Source organism: Pinisolibacter sp. (assembly GCF_036782435.1).
In the GTDB taxonomy this organism is placed as follows: domain Bacteria; phylum Pseudomonadota; class Alphaproteobacteria; order Rhizobiales; family Ancalomicrobiaceae; genus CALBKH01.
Genome location: NZ_DAIPZB010000009.1, coordinates 40,044 through 61,878 on the forward strand (window position 1 = coordinate 40,044; position 21,835 = coordinate 61,878).

General features: G+C 66.1%; 24 protein-coding genes. 7 read left to right on the forward strand and 17 right to left on the reverse strand.

Translation table 11 applies throughout. The features are described 5' to 3' along the window. Nucleotides 1-56: 56 nt before the first annotated feature. On the reverse strand, nt 57-1,256 hold the full coding sequence (locus V7Q42_RS05575) for an MFS transporter (RefSeq protein ID WP_333822961.1): 1,200 nt from the start codon (nt 1,254-1,256) through the stop codon (nt 57-59). A gap of 503 nt (nt 1,257-1,759) precedes the next feature. Here V7Q42_RS05575 and V7Q42_RS05580 point away from each other — a divergent pair. Further along, nucleotides 1,760-2,881: a Fic family protein gene (locus V7Q42_RS05580; RefSeq protein WP_333822962.1), complete on the forward strand. Its 1,122-nt coding sequence runs from the start codon at nt 1,760-1,762 to the stop codon at nt 2,879-2,881. Between the two features lie 31 nt (nt 2,882-2,912). Next, on the forward strand, nt 2,913-3,536 hold the full coding sequence (locus tag V7Q42_RS05585) for a plasmid pRiA4b ORF-3 family protein (RefSeq protein WP_333822963.1): 624 nt from the start codon (nt 2,913-2,915) through the stop codon (nt 3,534-3,536). Nucleotides 3,537-3,602: 66 nt separating this feature from the next. On the opposite strand, the gene repC is transcribed toward V7Q42_RS05585, so the two are convergent. The 3 genes from repC to repA all read right to left on the reverse strand — a co-directional run bounded on the left by repC (nt 3,603) and on the right by repA (nt 7,331). Beyond that, complete coding sequence (gene repC, locus V7Q42_RS05590) at nt 3,603-4,832, reverse strand: plasmid replication protein RepC (RefSeq protein WP_333822964.1); 1,230 nt, start codon at nt 4,830-4,832, stop codon at nt 3,603-3,605. Nucleotides 4,833-4,989: 157 nt separating this feature from the next. Further along, complete coding sequence (gene repB / locus V7Q42_RS05595; RefSeq protein WP_333822965.1) at nt 4,990-6,024, reverse strand: plasmid partitioning protein RepB; 1,035 nt, start codon at nt 6,022-6,024, stop codon at nt 4,990-4,992. Nucleotides 6,025-6,140: 116 nt separating this feature from the next. Beyond that, nucleotides 6,141-7,331, reverse strand: coding sequence for a plasmid partitioning protein RepA (gene repA, locus V7Q42_RS05600; protein ID WP_333822966.1), 1,191 nt, complete (start codon nt 7,329-7,331; stop codon nt 6,141-6,143). Between the two features lie 300 nt (nt 7,332-7,631). On the opposite strand from repA, the gene V7Q42_RS05605 reads away from it, so the two are divergent. Further along, a complete protein-coding gene (locus V7Q42_RS05605) occupies nt 7,632-8,045 on the forward strand; it encodes a helix-turn-helix domain-containing protein (protein ID WP_333822967.1) in 414 nt (137 codons plus the stop codon). 14 nt (nt 8,046-8,059) lie between these two features. On the opposite strand, the gene V7Q42_RS05610 is transcribed toward V7Q42_RS05605, so the two are convergent. The 11 genes from V7Q42_RS05610 to V7Q42_RS05660 are packed head-to-tail and all read right to left on the reverse strand — an operon-like array spanning nt 8,060 to nt 18,145. Next, nucleotides 8,060-10,312: a DotA/TraY family protein gene (locus V7Q42_RS05610; protein ID WP_333822968.1), complete on the reverse strand. Its 2,253-nt coding sequence runs from the start codon at nt 10,310-10,312 to the stop codon at nt 8,060-8,062. After that, a complete protein-coding gene (locus V7Q42_RS05615) occupies nt 10,312-11,307 on the reverse strand; it encodes a hypothetical protein (protein WP_333822969.1) in 996 nt (331 codons plus the stop codon). The genes V7Q42_RS05610 and V7Q42_RS05615 overlap by 1 nt, the downstream gene beginning before the upstream one ends. 14 nt (nt 11,308-11,321) lie before the next feature. Further along, a complete protein-coding gene (locus V7Q42_RS05620; protein ID WP_333822971.1) occupies nt 11,322-12,311 on the reverse strand; it encodes a hypothetical protein in 990 nt (329 codons plus the stop codon). Continuing rightward, a complete protein-coding gene (locus tag V7Q42_RS05625; RefSeq protein ID WP_333822972.1) occupies nt 12,311-13,060 on the reverse strand; it encodes a hypothetical protein in 750 nt (249 codons plus the stop codon). The genes V7Q42_RS05620 and V7Q42_RS05625 overlap by 1 nt, the downstream gene beginning before the upstream one ends. Further along, nucleotides 13,057-14,013 carry a M23 family metallopeptidase gene (locus V7Q42_RS05630; RefSeq protein WP_333822973.1) on the reverse strand — a complete coding sequence of 319 codons (957 nt, stop codon included), beginning with the start codon at nt 14,011-14,013 and terminating at the stop codon, nt 13,057-13,059. Before V7Q42_RS05630 ends, V7Q42_RS05625 begins: the two co-directional genes overlap by 4 nt. Before the next feature lie 8 nt (nt 14,014-14,021). Next, nucleotides 14,022-14,459 (reverse strand): hypothetical protein, encoded by a 438-nt coding sequence (locus tag V7Q42_RS05635; protein WP_333822974.1) that lies wholly within the window; start codon nt 14,457-14,459, stop codon nt 14,022-14,024. A gap of 7 nt (nt 14,460-14,466) precedes the next feature. After that, entirely contained in the window at nt 14,467-15,090 is a 624-nt protein-coding gene (locus V7Q42_RS05640; protein ID WP_333822975.1) for a hypothetical protein, read from the reverse strand. Nucleotides 15,091-15,102: 12 nt separating this feature from the next. Next, nucleotides 15,103-15,342, reverse strand: a complete 240-nt coding sequence (locus V7Q42_RS05645) for a hypothetical protein (protein WP_333822976.1) — start codon at nt 15,340-15,342, stop codon at nt 15,103-15,105. Further along, the gene (locus V7Q42_RS05650; RefSeq protein ID WP_333822977.1) at nt 15,339-15,953 is read right to left on the reverse strand and encodes a YcbK family protein; all 615 of its coding nucleotides are present in this window, start codon (nt 15,951-15,953) and stop codon (nt 15,339-15,341) included. Before V7Q42_RS05650 ends, V7Q42_RS05645 begins: the two co-directional genes overlap by 4 nt. Continuing rightward, complete coding sequence (locus V7Q42_RS05655; protein WP_333822979.1) at nt 15,934-17,121, reverse strand: type IV pilus twitching motility protein PilT; 1,188 nt, start codon at nt 17,119-17,121, stop codon at nt 15,934-15,936. The genes V7Q42_RS05650 and V7Q42_RS05655 overlap by 20 nt, the downstream gene beginning before the upstream one ends. Nucleotides 17,122-17,131: 10 nt before the next feature. Next, entirely contained in the window at nt 17,132-18,145 is a 1,014-nt protein-coding gene (locus V7Q42_RS05660; protein WP_333822980.1) for a type IV secretory system conjugative DNA transfer family protein, read from the reverse strand. A gap of 344 nt (nt 18,146-18,489) precedes the next feature. Here V7Q42_RS05660 and V7Q42_RS05665 point away from each other — a divergent pair, with 344 nt between their 5' ends. After that, entirely contained in the window at nt 18,490-18,852 is a 363-nt protein-coding gene (locus V7Q42_RS05665) for a hypothetical protein (RefSeq protein WP_333822981.1), read from the forward strand. A 2-nt stretch (nt 18,853-18,854) separates the two neighbouring features. Here the strand turns inward: V7Q42_RS05665 and V7Q42_RS05670 are convergent, their stop codons facing one another. After that, on the reverse strand, nt 18,855-19,421 hold the full coding sequence (locus V7Q42_RS05670; RefSeq protein ID WP_333822982.1) for a hypothetical protein: 567 nt from the start codon (nt 19,419-19,421) through the stop codon (nt 18,855-18,857). Then, nucleotides 19,418-19,885 (reverse strand): hypothetical protein, encoded by a 468-nt coding sequence (locus tag V7Q42_RS05675; protein WP_333822983.1) that lies wholly within the window; start codon nt 19,883-19,885, stop codon nt 19,418-19,420. Before V7Q42_RS05675 ends, V7Q42_RS05670 begins: the two co-directional genes overlap by 4 nt. A 319-nt stretch (nt 19,886-20,204) precedes the next feature. Here V7Q42_RS05675 and V7Q42_RS05680 point away from each other — a divergent pair, with 319 nt between their 5' ends. From V7Q42_RS05680 to V7Q42_RS05690, 3 genes are read left to right on the forward strand one after another with little or no spacing between them, the layout of a single operon-like run. Next, nucleotides 20,205-20,903 (forward strand): hypothetical protein, encoded by a 699-nt coding sequence (locus tag V7Q42_RS05680; RefSeq protein WP_333822984.1) that lies wholly within the window; start codon nt 20,205-20,207, stop codon nt 20,901-20,903. After that, nucleotides 20,903-21,157 (forward strand): hypothetical protein, encoded by a 255-nt coding sequence (locus V7Q42_RS05685; RefSeq protein WP_333822986.1) that lies wholly within the window; start codon nt 20,903-20,905, stop codon nt 21,155-21,157. Before V7Q42_RS05680 ends, V7Q42_RS05685 begins: the two co-directional genes overlap by 1 nt. Continuing rightward, nucleotides 21,154-21,813, forward strand: coding sequence for a DotI/IcmL family type IV secretion protein (locus V7Q42_RS05690; RefSeq protein ID WP_333822987.1), 660 nt, complete (start codon nt 21,154-21,156; stop codon nt 21,811-21,813). Before V7Q42_RS05685 ends, V7Q42_RS05690 begins: the two co-directional genes overlap by 4 nt. The last annotated feature ends 22 nt before the right edge of the window (nt 21,814-21,835 follow it).

The following is a 21,835-nucleotide window of genomic DNA, read 5'->3' on the forward strand; positions in this document are numbered from 1 at the left end:
GGGCGGTCGTCGTCTCGAAGTGCCCGTCGCGCGGCTCGACACCTCGGCGCCGACCGTCACCCCACCTGCGCCCGAGGCGCCCGCCCCAGGACGACGAGCGCCACGGCGGCGAGCGCCAGCGGCACGAAGGAGGTGATCAGCACCATGGTCCAGCCCGAGGTCGCGAGCAGGGTGCCCGACGACAGCGAGCCGACGGTCATGGTGCCGAAGACCAGAAAGTCGTTGAGCGACTGGACCCGCGTCCGCTCCTCCGGGCGGTGGCATTCGAGCACCAGCGCCGAGGCGCCGACGAAGCCGAAGTTCCAACCGATGCCGAGCAGGATCAGCATCCCCCAGAAATGCATGACCTCGATGCCCATCAGCCCGGCGCCGGCCGCAAGCCCGATCAGGACGAGGCCGACGGCGACGATCGGCACCGTGCCGAAGCGGCCGATCAGCCGTCCGGTGACGAAGCCCGGCGCGTACATGGCGATGATGTGCCATTGCAGACCCAGATTGGCCGTCTCCTGCGGCAGGCCGCACAGCCGCATCGCCAGGGGCGCGGCGGTCATCAGGAAGTTCATGACCATGTAGGAGACGACGCCGCAGACGACGGCGATGACGAAGCGCGGCTGACGCGCGATCTCGCCGAGTGGCCGGCCGCCGGCGATCTCCTCGCGGCTCGGCATCGGGATATGGACACCGGCGAGCACCAGCGCCGAGAGCGCCGCGACGCCCGCCTGGGCGAGATGGGTGGCGGCGAAGAGATAGGGCGGCCACAGGTCCATCGTGTGGGTGACGAGCTGCGGCCCGATCACCCCGGCGAAGACCCCGCCGGCCATCACCAACGACATGGCGCGGGCCCGTCGTGCCGGTGGCGCGCAATCGGCGGCGGCGAAGCGGAACGACAGCACGACCGCGCCGTAGCCGCCGCCGAGGAAGGCCGACAGGCAATAGAGCCAGAAGGCGCCCTCGAGCACCGCCAGCATGGCGAAGAGCCCGGCGAGCACACCCGCTCCGGTTCCGACGAGGAAGGCGGCGCGGCGGCCGTGGTGGCGGGCGATCGCGCCCGCCGGTAGCGTGCAGACCGCCATGCCGACGACGAAAACCGAGATCGGCAGGGTGGAGAGCGCCTTGCTCGGCGCCAGGACGTCGCCGACGATCGAGCCCGTCGCATAGAACACGGCGGCATTGGCCCCGGCGAGTGCCTGAGCGATCGCCAATCGCGCCACGTCGGCGCTGCCGCCGGGGCGCTCCTCAATTCCGTCCGCCGACATCGCTTCCTCGGGTGTTGGTGAAACGTGGCGACCGCCGGAGCCGACGATCGAGCGTCCGAGCTAACAGAGCACGGTCATGAATGGAAATGGTATGATCTCGAGAACCGATGATCGGGGTCACGGGTGGGCAACCGCCACCATCCGGTGATCCGCCGGGAGATCGCGCGGCCAGGCCCCGCCGCCGCCCTCCTCGCCCATGTCGTCGGTAGCGGATCTAGATCGAATTCGCCGGTTTCGACGTTGCGGGTGGAACTGGCCCGGCAAGGAAGGGGTGAAGTCGGAATCTCGCGTGGAACCACCTTCGTTCCACGCCTTTGGACCCAAGCCCAGTTCGCCAGACCACCTCTTCCTCGCTCGATCAGATCGGCAAACATACCGGCAATTGTCGCGCTCGTAGTTGACATAAGCTTCATTTTTCAAAGATGATTTTCCGGCAACGAAAGCGGCAGAAAATGATTTCGACCTATCTCTTCGAACCCCTCGTTCCCGAGGATGCCAGGCATGTGCTGGCCGACCTCGCGACCGAACTCGTCGGCAAATCCAGCGGTCTCGCCGGTCGGCTCCACCCGGTCCTGCGCACCAGCATCGGCGACCTCGTCCGCTCGATGAACTGCTACTATTCGAACCTGATCGAAGGACACAACACCCATCCCGTCGACATCGACCGGGCGCTGAGTGGTGACTATTCGGCCGAGCCCGGTCGGCGGGATCTGCAACGCGAGGCGATCGCCCACATCGAGGTGCAGCGGCTCATCGACCGAGGAGAAGCTCCCTCCCCTCCCCTATCGACGGACTTCATCCTCTGGGTTCATCGGGAGTTCTGCAACCGGCTTCCCGATGATCTCCTGTGGGTGGACAATCCCGACACCGGTGAACGCGTACCCGTCGTACCGGGAGAGTTTCGGCGCGTCCATGTTCAGGTCGGCCGGCACATCCCTCCCGGCGGTGACGAGATCGCACCCTTTCTGGCAAGGCTCGTCGATGCCTATGCCCCGGGCCGCCTGTCGAAGATCCAACGGATCACCGCGGTCGCCGCTTCGCATCACCGGCTGCTCTGGGTTCATCCGTTCCTGGATGGCAATGGACGTGTCACCCGGCTTCTGTCTCATGCGCACTTCCGAGAACTCGGCGTCGGATCCGAGCTCTGGTCGATTTCCCGCGGGCTGGCGCGACAGGTCGATCGCTACAAGGCCAAGCTCATGGGAGCCGACGAACCCCGCCGAGGGGATCTCGACGGACGAGGCAATCTGACCCTCGCGGGCCTCGAGGCATTCTGCGCCTTCTTCCTGGAGACCAGTCTCGACCAGGTCGCCTTCATGGAAGGCCTGCTGGATCTCGACGGTCTCCTGCGACGGATGGAAATCTGGTGCGAGGAGGAAATCCGCGCCAAGACCCTTCACCGAGGCTCCTGGTCGTTGCTCCGCGAAGCCGTCGTCATGGGCGAGTTCCCCAGAGGGCGCGCCGTCTTGATCACCGGCTACGAGGAACGCCAGTCCCGCACCGTTCTGACGCAGCTTCTGGCTCGCGGCCTCTTGGTCTCCGACGGCCCCCGAGCGGCCGTCCGGCTCGGATTTCCCATCGACGTGGTGGAGCGCTGGTTTCCCAAGCTCTATCCTGGTCTGTGAACGGCCGTCGCCACGACGATGGAGAACGCCAGTGTCCCGTGCCGATGACATCGCGCGCATTCGGATCGTGCTTCTCGACGTCACGCCGCAGATCTGGCGAACGATCGAGGTTCCTTCGACCGTCAGTCTGCGTGGCCTGCACGACGCGATCCAGGCCGTCGTCCCCTTCGACAATCGTCATCTCTTCCTGTTCGAGATCGGCGACCGCCGCTACGGCATCCCCGACCGAGAGTGGGGTGACGACACACGGGACGCCAAGAACATCAGGATCGGAGCCTTGATCGACCGAGGAGTGATCGAGTTCACCTACACCTACGACTTCGGGGACGATTGGCGGTTTCACCTCAAGATCGAGGAGGTTCTGCCGTTCGTCGAAGGAACGAGTTACCCCCGTCTCGTCGGTGGCGCTCGACGAGGACCGCCGGAAGATGTAGGCGGGTTTCCCGGTTTCGAAGAGTTCCTCTCCGCCATGGGGGATCCGACCCACGAGCGCCATGCCGAGCTGTCTCGCTGGTACGGCCGCCCCTTCGATCCCGAAGAGGTCGATCACCCGGAGATCACCGTTCGCCTGACCAAACTCGTCCGGCGACGCGAGATCGGCAAGGCATCCCACGCGAAGAACCGCAACAAGCAAACCACACCACGAGTTCCCTGACCGGATGAACCGTGAATTCTCTGGCGGGCCGACGATCGAAACCTCCCATCGGAGCTCACCCGGCCCTCACGCCCTCGCCTTTTCGCGCTTCCTGCTGCCGATCAGTGCCATCAGCATCGGGCCGAGGCTGAAGCCGCCCTCTTCCGCTTTGCGCGTCAGACTGCGCAGATAGCCGCCGGCCGACGCGATCATCGCGTGGCGTTGCAGGATCGCCGCGACGACGACCGCCGCCTGAACCTCGCCGAGGATCCCCCTCGCCTCCTCCCAGGCGCTCGGCGAAATTCCCAACATCGGCCGCACCACGGCCGCCGTCGCAAGGAAGTCACGCCAGTTGGAAATGCCGTCTCGGGCATAGTCGACGATGTCGGGACAGGCCTGGAGCACCATCCCCAAGGGGAAGGCGCCCTCCACGGGTCTGAGCGCAAGCGGTTCGATCTCTGCCCTCGCCGCCCTCACTTCTTGGAAGCGAGGTTCAAGTTCAGTAGAGGGGTGTGGGTTTGAATTCTGTATGTGGCGCTCAATTTGAGACTCATCGGCGCTCGGATTTTCGTCTTTTCCATGCATTTCCAACAGCATGAACACATCGTCGGCGAGCGTCGACAGATCCTCGGCGATCCCTTCGAGCTCGGTGAGCCCGGCATTGCGCGGAATGCCCTCGACGATCGAGCGGAAATGAGCGTGGACCTCGCTCCAGTCGGCCGGCCCTCTGCCCTCTCGGCGCGTCGCGACACCCTCCTCGAGACCGGTGGCGATCATCTTGGCGATGTCGCGGCGGCAGATGGTGATGCGCTCGCGCGCCAGCCGCAGCGCCCGATCGGCGGCGCGGACGTCCTCGGCCAGGCTCTCGATCTCTTCGGCGCGGGCGACGAGCGGCGTCAGATCGAAGCCGAAGGCCTGATCGATCTCGCCCCCCTCCCCTTTGCGGGCGTAGCGCTTGCCGTTGGGGCTGTCGCGGCGCACGACGAGACCGGCGTCGACCAGGCCGGCGATGTGACGGCGCAGGGTCGCCGGCGCCATGCCGTGGGCCCGGAGCGCCAACTGCCGGTTCGACGGCCACACCACGAGTTTGTCGCCCGACAGCGTCGTCTCGGGGTGGAAGCTCAGCAGCGCGTCGAGCACCGCCAGCGCCCGCTCGGAGACCCCGAGCCTGGCTTTGGCGGTACAGATCGAACGGAAGACCTCCCACTTGTGGACGACCTTCTCGGGGGCTCGCGCCTCCGCCTTGGACTGCGCTGCCACATGGGCAAGCGTCAGCGATCGCCCGCCGAATGGCGTGCGGGACTGATAGGGCTGCATGGGTCTTTGCCTTCGTTCGGGCAAAGAAAACCTGCTCGCCGAAACGGCGCGAAAAACGCTTGACGGTGATTCGCGGAGGTGCGATTCTCAAGCTTGCTAGGACTTTGAGAGAGGCTTCCGCGACGGCGACGTTTCGGTGGCCTTTTTCTTTTGCCTGTTAATCTCCGTTGGAATTGAGGTGGCTTGCGCTCTCGAACTCCTGATACAGGCGTTCGAGATTCTGCTCGAGAAAATCGCCGAAGGCTCGGGCGTTGTCGGCCCGGAGCGTCAACGAGAATCCTCTCGAATCTGTGCGAATTTTCGCTTTGGGACCTCCATTCGGATGCCAGTTGCGAACAACCGGCGCCGTCGACGCGGCTTTGGTCGCGACCGGAGCCGCCGACTTCTCCAGCAGCTGAAACCGCCCGTCCCCATCCGCGGACACGTACCGGTCTTCGTTGACCAACTGCTCGGCCGCCGACCGAAACGAGAGATCATCCATCCGCGCGGCCAACTCGTGCCACCGATCTCGGCCGACACCGTGCGCGTTTCTCAATGTATCGAGGACGGTCGGGGGAATTCGCGCACTGAGGGACAACATCTTCGAAACGGTCGTCTTGTCGGCATTGAGTGCCGCCATGATCGTTTCTCTATCGAAGCCTCGCACCTCCATGCTCCGCGCAAACAACGCTCGTTCGATGAAGGACAGATCGGCCCGAGCCGCATTTTCCTGTCCTTGGGCGACGACATGATCGCGATCACTCAGCACCTTGACGACCGCGCGCACCGGGCGTCCGAGCTGAGCGGCTACGCGAAGGCGGCGGTGTCCAAAGGCGATTTGATACATCCCCGCCTTCTCGGGGTGAGGCCTGACGAGAATCGGAGAGTCTTGCCCACGCGTGCGGATTGCTTCCAACAAGGCGTAGAACTCATCGTCGTCCTGACGGACGCGATCGGAAATGAACGATGCCTCGACGATCGAAGGATCGAGTTCGACGATCACTTCCCCTTCGACGAGCCTCTTCTCAATCTCGCTGGCGGCGGCGGCCTTTGCTGCCAACGCATCGATCGTTCGCGTGACGGCTCCGAGCGCTCCCTTGTGGCGGAGGTGTCCTTCGGCAGGCGAGGGGGACTCGACACCGCTCGCTTCGTCGGTCAAAAGCGCCTTCTTCGCGTCGCCCATGACCCCCGCCAAGATATTCTTGCGTGCCAAGGCTCACCCCTCCCACGTCCACATCGAGAGTTTACCGCGGTAAACTCTCGGCCCCACCCGTCTGGATGAGACCCTTCGCGTCACGGAGTTTACTGCGGTAAACCGTGCCCGATCGCTCATCCTCGCCCCCAAGCCGCATGAATGAGATCGACGATCTCGCCGTTGACCGCCTCCATCGCCTCCATCGCTCGATCGTAGGTGCTACGGGTGAAGGAGCTCCGATCGACCTCGTAGAGTGTCTGGTTCGTCATCGCGGCGTCGGAGATCGCTACGCTGCGGACCATCGGATTGGTCAGGACGAGGTTTTTGAACAGAGATCGCATGAAGGCGACCATCTGAGTTTGAGGCCCATCCTGAGGGTCATAGCGAGTGATCAAGTAACGGAGCCAATCGAGATTCATGTTCCCGCCGGCCTCTTTCAGAGTGCTCAGCACCTCCCCCATCATCTGCAGAAACTGGCACATCGACATCACGTCGAGCATCTGCGGATGCACCGTGATGAGGACCGCGGTTGCCCCGCAAATCGCGCTCATCGTCAGGAACCCGAGCTGCGGCGGACAATCGATGACGACCACATCGTACTGATCGGCCACCGACACCAACGCATCATCCAGTCGGGCGAAAAAAATCCGGCCATATTCTTCGGACCGCCCTTGCGCGAGCACCCTGGGCGTATCGTGCTCGAACTCCATCAGCTCGAGATTTCCAGGCACGAGATCCAGGTTCGGGAAATTCGTCTTCCGAATGATCTCCTGCAGAGGCCGCCGCTCGTCGTCGTATCGAATGGCACCGAAGAGCGTTTCGTTTTCACCGACGTCGAACTCGGGTTGGACACCATGGATCGCCGACAGCGAAGCCTGCGGATCGAGATCGACTGCCAGGACACGGTGACCAGTCAGCGCCAAATGCTGAGAAAGGTGCGCCGCTGTCGTCGTCTTTCCCGACCCACCTTTGAAATTGACGACGGCAATGATCTGAAGATGCTCTCCAGCCCGCCGATGAGGCACGTAGCGCGTCCCAGTCCGTGCGTTCTGTTCGAGAAACCGGCGCATTTCTTCGATCTGCGCCGCCGTGTAGGAACGGCGCCCGGAGGGAGTGACCTGCGGCTGAGGTCCCTTGCCTTCGAGCGAGAGATTACGAAGGTAGCCGCTGGTCACGCCGAGAAACTTGGCGGCTTCGCCGAGTTGGAACTCCCGTAGGCCCTTCTGAGCCGTCGGGGGAAACATCTCGACGCGATGTCGTTTGAGCCGTTCGGACAGCTCTTCCGCTTGTTCGATGATGAGCCGATCGACGGCGTCGATTGCCATGTTTCCCACCACGCCCAGGTTCAACAAGTTTGTCAAAATGCGATTTCGACCGCCAACGGCAGATCTAATCGCACTTAGATGCCGATTCTTGACCTCTGGCAAGAAAATTAGGGTAAACAAAATCTTAACGGCCCGCGCGTACAACACCAGATGTGGATTGCCTTCCGCACGAACCGAACGGTCCGTCGAACTGTCGCACCCACCCAATTGCCCACCAAAACTGCTATCCCTTGCCCAGAGCGCTCTTTCACCCACAGATACCTTCGTCTCGAACCATCGCCGCCGCGAGCCCCCGGCCCCATGCCCGACACCCCGCACCGCATCACAGACGCCGACCGCGCCGTCGCGGCCCGCCTCCGGCACCATCGCCAAGCACGCCGGCTCACGCAGAGGGGCCTTGCGGCGCTCACGGGCGATACCGAGCGGGCCATCTCGTTTTACGAGCGCGCGACAACACGGGTCTCGGCGCGCAAACTGATCAACCTCGCCCGGGCGCTGGAGATCCCGATCGCATGGCTCTGCGCAGACGTCGACGAGGAGGCATACGTCATCCTCGACCCGGCAATCGATGACGAGGAGGCAGCCCTTCGGCGCTTCCTCGAGACCCGTGAAGGGTGGGAGCTCAACCGAGCCTTCAACCGCATCGCCAGCTCGGCCAAGCGAGCGCTGATCCTCCGACTGGTGGAAGGCCTCGCCGACGAGCAGGACGACTGAGCGATCGCCGACGGTCATGGTTTGCCTCCCTGCCGCGGAGGCCGCTCACCTCTCTGCCGCGACAGCAACTGCCGCCGCTTCGACATCTCGGATCCGGCCCCCTCGATTGCTCTCCCAGTCGCGCCCGTCACGGCTGCCGTCCGCGTCGGCAGCCAACCACCGAACCCGGACGCGACGTGAGCCGCGCCGTCACGTCGGTGGACGAGATGCGTGTCGACCCAACTCATGACGAGTTCCGGCACCTGGCCGATGAAGGCCGAACTGAAGGTGAGGAGCGTGAAGAGGAGCCCCGAGTAGACGACGAGACCGCCGAGCCCGACGATGATGGTGCCGGGGCCGTCTGGCGAGAGCGCCGCCAGCGCCCCGCGGAAGAACAGGTTGGCGATGTCGAGCCCGACGCGGAGCACGAGCAGCGAGACGAGGAGGCCGATCACGATCAGGAACGGCCGGATCAGGATGCCGAGCAGGAACATGTAGCCGGTCATGTTCCCGGCGAAGAGACCCGGCGAGCGCGTCGGCGCGAACTTGTCGAGAAGCCAGAGGGGGACGGCGACCATGGCCTCGGCGATGACCAGGAACCAGTTGAGCACGGCGAACAGAAACTGGATCACGAACAGGAAGGGGCCGACCCCCGACAGCAGGAAGCCGGGAACGATGAAGCACCACATGGCTGCCCAGGAGAGGGCGGAGAGGCCGCCGGCGACGACGCTGCCGACACCGCCCGTCACGGTTTCGACGAGCTTGCCCGCGGCACTGGCGAGACCGAACCCGGCGGCCGTCTTGGCGAAGACATGGCCCGTCGCCTGGATCTCGACGACCGGGTCCTTCCATGTGCTCGATTCCGCAGTCGCGAGCTGCCGCAGGATCGTCTGATAGGCGGAGGCGACCCAGCCGGCGACCGACCAGGACGAGGACTGATCGGCGGCGGCCGCGTCGGAGGCGACCGGCACCGGCGCGGCTTGCGCGAAGCTGTCGTAATAGGCGTCGAAGCTGCGGGCGTAGGGGTAGACGTCCTGCATCTTGTCGACGAGGGCCTGGTAGGCCGATCCCCAGCGACTGAAGAAGGAGATGCTGGTCGAGGGATCGGGCGGGTCGCGGTACTCGAAGTTGACCGCCTCCGTCATGGTCGAGAGCTTGGCGTAGGTCGCGACCATCGACCGTTGCCAGAGGATGGCGCCGAGCCAACCGTTGTCGGTGGCGTTGGAGAGATATTCCCGTTCGGCCGCCTGCACCTCGGCGGCATTGCTCTGGAGAGCCGAGGCGAGCGCCGACGAGACGGTCGCCGTGGCGCTTTCGACCGCCGTCTTGACGCTCTCGCGGATGGCGGTGCCGTCGCGCGCGGAATTGACGATGCGCTCGGCGTTGGCCGCAGCCGTGGAATCGATCGTCGACATGGCATTCTGAACGGCGGCGTTCTCGGCCTGCGACACGGCGGCGATCAGCCGATCCGACACGCCGGAGGAATCGGCATCGACCGTGGCGATGTCGAGGTTGCGGTACTGAACGACGCCGCAGGGCTCGGCGATGCCCCAATAGGACGTGGACGAGAAGCCGTAGACGGTCATGGTGTCGGTGGCGAAGACGGAATCGCCGGTGGTCGTCGTCGGGCCGGTCGCCGAGACCGTGCCGGTCACCCCGGAGAGACGATTGGCGTAGTCGTCCATCAGTTTGGCGCAGACGTAGCCGAGGGTGCGGGCGCGCAGAGCCTTGGCGATCTTGCCGCGCAGCGCATAGTCGGTGCCGTAGGTCCCGGTGGGGGCGGCGGAAGCGGACGAACCATACATACCGGCGAGCATGGTCGGAGCGACCTTGGCCCAGAGCGTGTCGCCACCACCCGATCCCCAGAGCGCCACCTGGATGACGAGGAGTTGGACGACCGAGAGGCCGCTCGAGACGGGGAGGGCGAGGATGGCACCGAGCCCGACGCGGAGAAGCGTGTAGCGGGTCTCGATCGACCGGCCGAAGATCTGGCCGTCGTTGGCGGTGTCGGCGACCATCGAATAGAGCAGGTAGCAGGCGACCAGCGTCGCGACGATCAGGCAAGCGACGTTGAAATACGCCAGCGCCGTCGTCAGCGGCCGCGTCTCACTGCAGGTCGTCGAGTTCCAGAGCGCATCGACGGTGCAGCCGAGCAGCTTCTTCAGATTGGCGAGCGCCAGATCGTCGGTGGTCGGGGTAAAGATCTGTTTCGAGGTCGTCTGAGCCGCTGCGGGGGAGGGGAGGGCGGCGAGGACGAAAAGGATGCCGAGACGGCGGAGACGGTCCATCAGAGATCGCCTCCGGCCTGAACGGCGACCATGGTCGCGAAGAGGGCGGCGAGGCGAGCCTGCTGCTCGGTCTGCGTCTGCCGCAACGTCAGGGAGATCGAACGGAGCCGAGCCAGTTCGACGAGAAGACCGTGTTCGGATTGACCGGCCAAACCCGCCGACCAGGCCTCGAAGCCGTCGCCGCCGCCATATTGCGCGATGAGCTGGTCGAGGGCGACGAAGGCGCCGACATCGGTGGTGCCGGTCTCGTGGGCGGCGGACGACGACATCGCCCGGACGGCATTGAGCGAGACGAGGGCAGGGGAGCGCAGGGCCTCGACGCGACGCGCGCGCATCAGCATGAGGTCGGCCGAGGCCTGCGGCATCGAGGCGTCCGGAAGGGGGAGGGGAAGGCCCGCGAGATGCTGGATGACGGCCTTGCGGGCGTCGTCGGAGGCGGAGGGATCGAACAGCGGCTCGGCATCGGTGAGGGAAGTCGTCGCCAACCTCGTCGCCGTCGCCGAAGCGACCGAGGTCGCCTTGCCGGGCGAGACGTCGACGTCGGTATAGAGCTTGCGGCCGGTCTCGCCGATGGTGGAGAGCGACTGGGTGACCGTCGCCGTGAGATTGACCGACGAACAGGTGTTCACGCCCTGGCCGGTCTCGAAGGAATATTGCTCCCGAGCATCGACGATCGCCTCGCGGCGCGTCTGCTCGCCGAGAGTGGTGGCGAGCGCCTCCTGCGACGACTTCACCATGGTCGCCTCGCGGCCGCCGTTGGTCGCGCCCTGGGCGGTGTTCACCTTGGCGGCCGAGAGCAGCATCTCGAGGGTAATGGCGCGCTGAGCCGACAGATCCGTCCCCATCAGGGTGACGCGCGCCTCGAGCGCGGTCTCGGCGGCCTGATGACCGGCGCGCCAGATGGCGTCGTTGACGCCACACCACCAGGCATGCGCCGGCAACGGCACGGCGATGATCGCGAAGGCGAAAGCTCCCACCTGCAGAAGACGGGGCATCGGGGGAGAGTTCGTCACTTCGGGCCTCCGGCTTCAGGCGAGGGCAGGCGAGCACCGACCTTGGCGTTGATCATTGCGAGAAGAAGGGTCGCCGCAGCCGTCTCGGTCCGGGCCCCTTTCTTCACCTGCAGGGCGAGGAGCGAGAGGTTGGCGGCTTCCATCCGGACGGCGTCCTGGAGGATGCCGCGCTGGTGATCGCCGGCGATCGAGGCGGCCCAGGTCTCGCCTCCGTCGTCGCCGACCCAATGTTTGCCGAGCGCCTTCGCCTGCTCGACGGGTCCACCGGTGGCGTTGTCGGCGGCGATGTCGGAGAGCACGACCGTGCCGACCGACTTCATCGCGTCGCGCTCGGCCTTGCCGAGACGATCGGCGTCGCCTCTCGCGGTTCCGCTCGGTCGGGTAGGGTCCTGCTTCTCCGGGGGACCGACGACGGCATTGATGAAGGCGGCGGCGGCCGCCGTGTCGCCCGTGAAGAGCGACGTCCCATCGGTGACGGTTCCCGAACGAACGGCAGCCGTCCAGGACGCGGGATCGCCGTATTTTCCGGGCTGCGAGACGACGCTCGCCGCAATCGTCTTGCGGGCGGCAGGCGCCGCGGCGATCGCCTGATAGAGGGTCACCGCCTTGGCATTCGAACCGCAGGGATCGTAGCCGACCGACTGGTAGCGGTGGGACGCCGCGGCGACGGCGAGATTGTTCGCCTGGGTGACGGCGGTCGAAGCGGTGGCACTCGCCGCCTGTTTGTGGGCGGTCGTGACCTGATCGCTCGCCGTCGCCGACTGGGCGGTGATCACCTTGAAGGCAGAGAGGAGCTGGTTGCGTTGCAGGAGTTCCTGGGCGATCAGCGCGCTCTCGGTCGTGTCGATGACGCCTTCGACCGCGGCCTGCAATTGCCCGGTGCGGACGTTGACGCGGGCTTCGACACCGGCGCAGGACTGAGCGAGGGTGGAAGTCGTACCAGCGAGTAGGGTCACGAAGGCGACGGCGGAAACGCGGCGAAGCATCAGTGGGTCTCCCTCTCGTCACCGGCGGTGCCGGCGGCGATCACCGTCATCAGGGCAGCGCGGGCACCGCTCAGAAGGGCGCCACCACGGCGGTTCTCGACGAGCCGGGTCTGGTCGACGGCGGTCGACGCCGCGGGTTCGATGGTCGGCAGCGGCGCGACCACGTCGAGGAAGTCGCCGGCGGTCGTGATCTCCTCGGCGCCGTAGTTGCGCGAATAGAGCCAGAGGCTCGCGTCGGCATCGCCGGCGCCATAGCCGCCGGTGCCCGTACAGACACCGGCCGTCCGCTCCGCCTCGGAGCAATAGAGGGTCTTCCTGAGATCGAGCGAGGCCCTGAGACGGGCGGCGCCGTCGCCACCCGATTGCAGCCAGGACCGGTCGGCGGTCCCGAAGGCCGCCATCACCGTGGCGGCGGAGGCGCCGGCATCCCGCTCATCGGTCAGCCCGAGCGACACCGTGCAGGCGGCATAGCCGGTGCCAGTCTCATAGGAATAGTCGTGCCGGGCCTTGGCGACGAGGAGCCCCTGACGGGTCGCCGCGACGGTCGAAGCCGCGGCGCTCGCACTCGATTTCACGGCCGTCGCCGTCTGATCGGCCGTGGTCGTCGCCTGCGACGCATCGACCCTCAATCCCGACAGCAGCCGGACGAGCGAGGCGTACCAGACGGCGGTGATCGGCGAGGTCTGGGCGATCGCCGGCAACGACGGACAGACGAGCATTCCGGCGAGGAGAAGGGAGGCACGTTTCATGGGGCGGAGGCCGAAGAGGGGAGGGCGGTGACGAGGACCAGTTCGGCGAGCGAAGCATCCAGCGCCGATTGGTGATCGAGGGTGCCGGCGACGAGAGACGTCGCCGACTGTTTGGCGAGGCTGATCCAGAGCGAGCGGATCGGTTGCTCGGCCGACTTGAAGGCGTAGTCCTCGGTCCCGGCGATCGTGGCATCACCGGCGACCGCGCTCTCCCGCGAACGCGTCTCGCCGGCGCTCTGCGGATTGACGGCGACGGCGGAGGAGGAATCGGCGGTGCAGGATTGGGGGAGGGTGGTGGTGTGCACGCCACCCGGCATGTCGGGGTAGGTGTGGACGATCGGAATGCGGCGCGACAGGAACGTCTCGGGATTGACGTAGTACCAATCACGCGGCGCCGCCGAGCGGATCGCCTCCGAGGTCATGGGGGCCGCATGTTTGCCGGCAAAGTCGTGCCACGTTCGGCCGGCGTAGCCGCTCGCCGCCAGTTCCGAGCCGCGCAGCATCGCATAGAGGTGCAGGTGTGGACTGCAGGACTTCATGCCGGCACAGCCCATCGTGCCGACCTGCGTTCCGGCAGCGATCTCGCGCGTCTCGCCGTTCGTCGCGTGATTGCGCATGTGGAGATAGCGGAACATCGTGTCGCCCGAGGGCGCGGTGACCTCGGCGACGAGACCCGAGGCGTCGGCGCCGCCGGTGAAGGTGCGATAACGGACGGTGCCGCCGGAGCCGGAATAGATCGGCGTGCCGGCACCCTCGCCGTTCACCATGTCGAGGCCCTGGTGATAACCGGCCGAGGCGCCGGAATGTCCGGTGCGATCGACACCGTAGGGCGAGGTCACGACCCAGCCCGAGGCGTTCATCAGGTCGACCGACAGGCAGGTGCCGGCGTTCGCCGATGATGCGACCGGAAAGAGAAGAAGTGCTCCGGCGATGGCGCGGAGCCTGATCGGCAAGACGCTCTTCATGGACAACGCCCGAAGATCGCGGCCGCGTCGTATTCGATGCGGTCGGCGGAAAGGACGCGGATGACGAAGGTCGAGGCGCCGCCGGCATCGTCGCCGTCGCCCATCTCGGCCGGTGACGGCGTCGTGCCCGTCCAGGAACACGTATGGCGACCCTCGATCCGATCGCCCTTCTTCTTCCATGCGGTGACGCGGCAGGTGTTGGTGCCCTCGGGCATGTAGGCGTCGGGGCCGAAGTCGGCGGCGTGCCAGCGCTCGACGATCCGGTCGGCGGAGATCTCGACCCTGGTGGCGATCGCGCAGGAGAACGGTCGCGCCGGAGACCGGGGATCGGGCGCGAGAACGAACGTGCCGGTGATCGGCAGGGGACCAGCGGCGAAAGCATCACCGGCCATGACGAACAGGGCGGCGGCGAGAAGGATCGACGAGCGGGACATTGGCACCTCAGTTGTTGTTGAAGATCGTCGAGTAGTTCGACGTCGTGCCGGAGCTCGTCGCCGATGACCCGGACGAGGTGTCCGTCGTGGTCGTCGTCGTGGTCGAGCTACTGCCGACGCCGAGAACCGACCCGAGCGAAGAGGACGAGGCGTTGAAGGTGTAGGTGCCGATCCCGGTGACGTTCGGCAGCATGATGGTGCTGGTGCTGCCGTTCAGGAGCTTCGAGAGGTCGGCGCTCAGCGTCGAGCGGAAGGCATAGAGTTTCGAGTTGATCTGGTTGATCACGTTCTGGAGCTGGCTGTTGAGGATCGAGCAGACCTGCTGCTTGGCCGTGTTCAGAGCCTGGGTGATGAGGTTCTGCGCCGCCGAGGTCAGAAACCCGGACAGGTCGGGAATGAGGTTCGAGAGGTCGAACTGCTGCAGGAGGTTTGTGGCGATGCAGGAGTTCGCCCCGTCGAAGAAGTCGGACGGGTTGACCTTGGCGGCGTCGATCAGGGTGATCTGCCGCTGCACGGCGGCGTCGGCCGCCGCCTTGACCGAGCAGGTCGAGGCGGCCGACGCGGGGAGCGGCGCGGCGAGCACGGCGACGACGGCGGCGATCCGCGCGAGGGCAGGGGAGGGGACAGGCATCGGCATCATCTCTCAGAAGGCGGGCCAGCGGCCACGGCGGACCCAGCGGGTGTCGAGGCTGGCGATCATCGCGAGCGGCGTCCGTCCGGCACGCCGACACCACCAGAGGAAGGCGACGTAGAGCGCGAGTGCGACGAAGGCCCAGCGCGAGAGGCCGGTGACCACGAGAAGCGGGCCGAAGGCGAGAACGCTCGCGTGGAGCCCGGCGATACGGAGGGGTTGGGCGGTCCAGCGCCACTGAAGATCGGTCACGACGGATTTCCTTTTCCGGAGGAGGGGCGGGGGGCCGCCGGCAAGGCGGCGCCGACGTCGATCTTCGGGTCGACCCAGAAGCGGCGACGCCAGACGTCGACGTGGACGTGGTTCGGATAGAGGCCGACGCCGCCGGCGCCATACATGGCGGCCGCCAGCGCGACGATCTTCGGCTCGACGCCGGAAACCCGGATGTCGCCGGCGAGCCCGTCGATGTGCGTCGACTGACGCGCCGCGCCCTCCGTTGCGCCATTGTGGGCGGGCGACCGACAGCCGCTGGTCAGCACGAGAGGGAGAAGCGCGCCGTTGGCGCGGCCGATCCCGGTCTGAATGGCGGCGAGCGCGTCGAAGAGGCGCGGCTCGATCCAGATGGCGCGACCGTCCTCGTTGTCCCGCCAGAGCCAGGAGAGTTCGAGGATGGCACCGTGATCGTAGCCGGCGCCATTGCGGAACGCCGTCACGATCTCGGTGCCGTCGTGTTCACGGACCAGCCAGAGCCGGGAGGGCATTTCCGCCGGCGCCGGCATCGCCGCGGCGACGGCGCTCGACGAGGAGCCGAGGCCGACGAACGGGAGGAGCCCCGTGAGGAGTTCACGCCGCGAGAGGGTCATTGCGGTAGCCATAGCGATAGAGGACACGGCGCGCGGTCTCGGCATCGATGGTGCCGGCGGCATGGGCGAGATGAACGGTGGAGCGCATCGACCGACCGTCGACGTCGCGATCTACGATGTCGCGGGTGACGACGGTGGCATGCTCGGGGCCGGCCTCCGAGATCTCCCGGCGCACCGGGTCGGTCACCACCTGCCATTCCCTGAGACAGGTCCGGCCACCGCCGACGCGAGGGACCAGCACCTGACTGATCAGCAGGCGCACCGTGCTCAACACGTCGTGGAAGGCCTGGAACTGCATTTCGGCGGGAAACTTCAGCGTCAGACGGCGAATGATCGAGGCGACGTCGTTGGCATGCGTCGTCGTGTAGATCGGATGGCCGGTGTTCGAGGCCTCGACCATCGCCGCGATCGTCTCCCTGTCGCGGACCTCGCCGACGACGATCAACGCCGGCTTGCGGCGCATGGCGCCGCGCACACCGTCGGCGAAGGAGCCGAGGTGGACGCCGATCTCGTGCTGGGAGATCGTGCAGGTCGCGCTCGAGATCCCCTCGAAGACGAACTCGATCGGCGCCTCGAAGGTCAGCACGTTGCCGACGATCGGCGTCGGCTCCTCGAGGACGCGGCGGATCAGGGCGGCGAAGGTGGTGGTCTTGCCCGATCCGGTCTCCCCGGCGATGACGACCGCGCCTTGCGCCGGGGTGCTCTCGGCGACGATCCCCGGCTCTATGCCGATCTCGGTGACCGTCGGCGGCATGAACGGAATGTGCCGGCAGACCAGTTGGACGCCGATGTCACCCTCGTAGTGATTGGGCGTCAGGTTGACGCGGAAGCGATGGCGCAGCGGCTCGCCGGTCGCATCGACCGCCGAGCGATCCTCGATCGGCACCGCCCGATCGGCATCGCGCCCGGAATAGAGCTTCGACATCATGCTGTCCGTGCCGGTGAGATCGACGCTGATGCGCGAGATCGTCGCCGGCTGCAGCCATTGCCGGGTGAGCGCGAGCAATCGTCCGTGGATCTGCGCCAACACCGGACGCCCGGTCTGGAAGATCACCTCCGAGGCTTCGAGCGCGACGGCGCGCACCAAGAGACGGGTCACGTCATCGCGGCCGACGATCGGGCGGTCGACGATGTCCGAGACGTCGAGAGGGCCGGTCCAGGCGGGCATCGGTCGATCCTCACCGGAACGCGGCGGGCGAGGCCGCCTTGAAGCTCGGGGTCACCTTCAACTCGACGACTCGCTCATCGACGTCGGCGCGCCGGCCGTTCTTCGAGATCCTCAGCTTGGTCCTGCCGGTGGTCACGATCGGCAGGCTCAACGCGCCACGGGCGGCGAGCTCGTGGTACCGGCGCATGCCGGCGAGGTCACGATCGAGCCGATCGAGGTTCTCGGTGAAGGTCGCCCGGGCCTCGCGGATACCGATCTCCTTGGCCGAGCCGAAGGCCTCGTCCCAGGCGGACTGCTCCGCGCCGTTGCGCGGACCGACCGCGGTCGGCGCCGGCGCCGAATAGGCGTCGACGAGGAGATAGTCGCGCCAAGTCGGCGGTCGGGTCGCGAGACGCGCCGGTCGGACGATCTCGAAACTCCCGAGCGTCAGGATCAGCCGGCGGTCGGAGGCGACCTCGGCGACGTCGTGGATCTCGGCGACGACCGGCGGCACGATCCCGTCGGTGACTTCGGACGTAAAATCGTAGCGGCGATCGAGGTCGGCGACGAGCTCGCCGTCACGCAGCGAAGCGGCGATCCGCTCCATCTCTTCCGCAAACCCGGCCCGAATGCCGGCGCCGTGCGCCGCCTTGGTGACGAGATCGAGCCGGGCCTTGTCGCCGTAGGAGGTCGGCGAATAGCGCGAGAGATCGGGATTGCGCGGATCGGTGACGACGACGGTCGGGGTCGTCCCGGACTGGCCCGCCGTACCGGCCGCCTGTGCCTGAGCCGTTCCGGCCTGTTGGGCGGCCAGCGCCTGTTGCTGGGCGAGCTGGGCCTGCTGAAGCTGGAGGAGCTGCGCCTGCTCGGCGGCGACGAGCGGTGCGATCGTCGGATTGATCTGCGCGCCGGCATAGCCGGGACCGAGATAGGCGCCCTGGTTCAGAAGATAGGCGTTCGGGTTGTAGGCGACCTGGGCGGTGGCCGTCAGCGAGGACGTCCCGAGCAGCGCGACGGCGAGGACGGCCGGGTGAAGCGATCTCATACGAATACCCTCAGTTTTCGTGCTTCTTGAGTTCCGATCGAACGAATTCGTTCGTCGATACGGAACTTTTAGAAGTCGCGCAGCCGGAAACAACAGACAGTAAAAGCAACACGGAGACGACCCGCAACGATACATTCATTCTTTCTTTTCCTTCGATTGACACGACAACTTCTCAATTCTAAGTGTTTTGTAACTTAAACATCGAGGTATCACCGGTTATGACTCTGTTTGGAAAGCTTCTCCCTCGCGTCGGTGGCGCGGAGACCCGGACGTTTCGGGCGGCGGTCGCCGACGTGCTCGGCCCGCGCCGGGCGCCTTGTCCGGACTGTGACGGGGGCACGCTCGTGCCTTCGACGACCGATCTCGGGGCGCGCATCTGCGAGGCCTGCGGTTCGTCCTTCCCGCTCGAGGTGTTGCGGCAGACGATCGTGGCCGACGACGAGACGATCGCCCGTGTCGCGGCGGCGAGCCGCCGCGAAGCGCTGATCGCCTTCCTCGCCGCCGACGGGGTCGCCGTTGGGTCGGCCATATGGGCGGTCGCAGCCGGCGGTCTGCCGACCCTCGTCGGCGGCACGACGCTGGCGCTGCTGCTCCTCGCCTTCGCGGCGACCGCGCGCTATCGCGCCTGGCAGGTCGAGCACCGGCGTCTCTTCGAGGCGCGGCCGCCGATCGGTGCTTGGCTGCGCGCCGAGACGAGAGGCGACTGACATCAGCTCCCTCCCATGATCGTGCAGACGTTGGAGAGGGTGACGTTCATGCCGGTCGTGTTGGAGACGAGCTGGGCGACGTCGTTGACGAAGAAGGCGAGGGTGCCGCCGATCACATAGAGGACGGCCGACCCGGTGCGGCCCTGCGCACCGCCGGCCGCGTCGTAGAGCTGAACCGCGGCGAAGCCCCAGGCGACGGCGCCGAGCGCCATGAAGAAGGTGGAGACCGCGTAGTAGATCTCCAGGCAGTAGTTCGACGACGATCCGCCGTAGCCGAAGAGGCCCTGTGTGGTCGATCCGCCGGCGACGAAGGTGTCGGCCGAGATCCACAGCAGCACCGGCGCGACGATCAGCGCGCCGCCGAGCGCGATCCGGGCGAAGGCACCCTCGTAGGAGACTGAGCGGTTGGCGAATTTGAACTCGCCGGAGACGATGTTGTAGAGCGCGTAGAGACCGCTCCCCGTCGCCCATAGGCCGAACACGCCGAGCCCGACGAAGACGAGCTGGACGATCCGGGGGAACACCTCGGTCAGCGAGATCAGGAAATTGCCGAGGTCGGGAACCGTCATCGGTCGCTCCCGGCCGGTGCGCTCGCTCCGAGGCGCCGCTCGAGCGCTTCGATCCGGTCCTCGAGTTCCGTCTGACGCCGGCGCAGCTGCTCGACGGCGAGTTCGAGCTCCTCACGCGCCGCATCGCCCGGCCGCGCGTAACCGGCGTCCGGCGCCTTCTGTCCGTCGACATAGCGGAACGGCGAGTTCCCGGCGCCGGCCGAAGCCGTCGCCACGACGGAGCGATCGGGCGACACCATAAAAGATAAATAAGTTGTATTGCCGTTCACGCCAGATTCCTGAGCCGGCGACGGAGACACTCCGAGGCAGGTGACAACCGAAGACAGAGAAATCGCCGCTACGACCCCGCGCACGAATCTGACGCAATCCATGCGAAGGTTCGCGCTCATGGAAGAACACATCGGGTTTCCGGACACTTTCCGGATTACATAATCTGTCATCACCGAGCCAAGATCGAAGTTCATCACGCACGTGTACCCGCTTTCTGTTCGTATTCAATTTACTTTTTGCCGATACATGACGAACCATAGCGAAGCATATTCGTTCGGTATAGGGCTTTTCGATCAAAACAAACGTCGATATGGTCCGGCCTTGCTTTGATTCGAACCGAGGCGATCACGAGAAATGTCGGACATTCTGAACAAGCACGTCGTCTGGGCCTCGGCCGCGGTTCTCCTCGGCATCACCGCGACGACCGGGTTCGTACTCGGCGGACGAACGCCCGTCCCAGTCGGTTCGGTTGCCGTCGATCCGCGTCGGCCGTCCGAATCAGAGATAAACAGATTGTCGTCGCAGGTCGAAGCTCTCGGTGCGCAGGTGGCGCAGCTCACGGCCAACCGGACGCCGATCGTGCAGCCGGCCTCCGAAGAAGAACGACTGCGGCAGGAGGTCGTGCGCCTGCAGGCTCGGCAGGCGACGGCGAAGGCGACACCGGGGGCACCGACCACGATCAACGCGACTCCGGGGGTCAATACCGCCGCCATCGACAATCCGGCGATCGGCGGCCAGGTACTCGACTCCCTCGCCCAACTCGAAGGCGCTCTCGATGCGCCGGTCGGCACCGAGGCTCGCAAGACGATCACCGTCTTCTTCGACCCGCGCTGCCCCTACTGCCATCAGGCTTTCACCGAGCTGCACGGCAAGCTGGCCGTGCGCTGGGTGCCGGTGCTGGCACTCGGCAATCCCGGCGAAGGCACGCCGCTCGCTCTTTCGGTGCTCGCCGCCGACGACCGCGTCGACGCGCTGGCCCGAGTCTTCGAAACGAAGAAGGCCGTGGTCGGTCCCGCCGCACCGGCGGAGCTCGGCGCCAAGCTCACCGAGAACCTCGAAGCCTTTTCCGCCGTCTTCGCCGCCGCCGGCCGCGGCCTGAAGCCGGGTGTTCCCACTCTCTTCGTGCCGCGTCCGGACGGGCGCGTCGTCATCATGGTCGGCTACGAGAAGGGCGACGACGCTCGGATCCGCTCGATCATCGAGGGCGCATGATGGCGAAGACCGTTTCCCTCGGGCGGTTCGGCGCGCCGTCGCCGCATCTCATGGTGCCGCCGAGCGTGCGCAGCGAAGAAATCGCCAGACTGATGCACCGCGCCTCCGTCCTCTCCGGCATCCTCGCCGCCTCGATCGGCGCCAGTGCCCTGCTCGTTCCGCTGGCGCTCGCCCGCGCCGACGTGAAGCCCTTCGTCGTCGACGGCGGCCTCTTCGGTTGTGAAGCAACGGTCCTTCGGGAGGAGCGCCCGTGAAGACCCCCGATCAGATCGCCGCGGAGACGGCCTCGGCCGTCGCCATGGCCAATCGGCTGTGGATCTGGATCGCCTTCCTGAGCCTGTTCCTGGCGCTGTCGCTCTTCTCCAACGTCACGCTGATCTACAACGCCTTCTGGCGCATGCCGATCAAGGCGTTCCTCTGGACCAGCGACGGCGCGGCGGTCTGCGAAGCGATCCCCCTCACCGAACCGTCGGTATCGCAGGCCCGTCTCAAGGATCTCGCCGCCTCGGCCGCCGTCGGCCTCAACTCCTACGACTATGCCAACTGGCGCAAATTGATCGACAATCAGTTGACGCAGTATTTCACCGCGCGCGGCCGCGAACAGTACAAGCAGGCGCTCTTCGCGTCCGGCATCATCGAGAAGGTGGTCCAGAACTACCAGACCGTCTCGGCCGTCACCTCCGACGCGGTCAACATCGCCGAGGAAGGCCGGATCCGCGGTCGCTACTACTGGAAGATCGAGGTCCCCCTCCAGGTCTTCTACAAGACCAACGCCGAGACCAAGCGCGAGAACCGTCTCCTGACGATGACGATCGTCCGCGTCGACCCGAGCCCGATCAATCCCAACGGCATCGCCATCGACGGTCTCGTCTCCACCCAGCTCCTCGTGACCCAGGGGATCTCCCCGTGACCATCCTTCGCGTATCCGCGTC

Bases quoted from the DNA above. Each gene is read 5' to 3' on its own strand.
- V7Q42_RS05575 (WP_333822961.1), bottom strand. From the start codon at position 1,256: ATGTCGGCGGACGGAATTGAGGAGCGCCCCGGCGGCAGCGCCGACGTG.
- repC (WP_333822964.1), bottom strand. From the start codon at position 4,832: ATGCAGCCCTATCAGTCCCGCACGCCATTCGGCGGGCGATCGCTGACG.
- repA (WP_333822966.1), bottom strand. From the start codon at position 7,331: ATGGCAATCGACGCCGTCGATCGGCTCATCATCGAACAAGCGGAAGAG.
- V7Q42_RS05605 (WP_333822967.1), top strand. From the start codon at position 7,632: ATGCCCGACACCCCGCACCGCATCACAGACGCCGACCGCGCCGTCGCG.
- V7Q42_RS05610 (WP_333822968.1), bottom strand. From the start codon at position 10,312: ATGGACCGTCTCCGCCGTCTCGGCATCCTTTTCGTCCTCGCCGCCCTC.
- V7Q42_RS05615 (WP_333822969.1), bottom strand. From the start codon at position 11,307: ATGCCCCGTCTTCTGCAGGTGGGAGCTTTCGCCTTCGCGATCATCGCC.
- V7Q42_RS05620 (WP_333822971.1), bottom strand. From the start codon at position 12,311: ATGCTTCGCCGCGTTTCCGCCGTCGCCTTCGTGACCCTACTCGCTGGT.
- V7Q42_RS05625 (WP_333822972.1), bottom strand. From the start codon at position 13,060: ATGAAACGTGCCTCCCTTCTCCTCGCCGGAATGCTCGTCTGTCCGTCG.
- V7Q42_RS05635 (WP_333822974.1), bottom strand. From the start codon at position 14,459: ATGTCCCGCTCGTCGATCCTTCTCGCCGCCGCCCTGTTCGTCATGGCC.
- V7Q42_RS05640 (WP_333822975.1), bottom strand. From the start codon at position 15,090: ATGCCTGTCCCCTCCCCTGCCCTCGCGCGGATCGCCGCCGTCGTCGCC.
- V7Q42_RS05650 (WP_333822977.1), bottom strand. From the start codon at position 15,953: ATGACCCTCTCGCGGCGTGAACTCCTCACGGGGCTCCTCCCGTTCGTC.
- V7Q42_RS05655 (WP_333822979.1), bottom strand. From the start codon at position 17,121: ATGCCCGCCTGGACCGGCCCTCTCGACGTCTCGGACATCGTCGACCGC.
- V7Q42_RS05660 (WP_333822980.1), bottom strand. From the start codon at position 18,145: ATGAGATCGCTTCACCCGGCCGTCCTCGCCGTCGCGCTGCTCGGGACG.
- V7Q42_RS05670 (WP_333822982.1), bottom strand. From the start codon at position 19,421: ATGACGGTTCCCGACCTCGGCAATTTCCTGATCTCGCTGACCGAGGTG.
- V7Q42_RS05675 (WP_333822983.1), bottom strand. From the start codon at position 19,885: ATGAACTTCGATCTTGGCTCGGTGATGACAGATTATGTAATCCGGAAA.
- V7Q42_RS05685 (WP_333822986.1), top strand. From the start codon at position 20,903: ATGGCGAAGACCGTTTCCCTCGGGCGGTTCGGCGCGCCGTCGCCGCAT.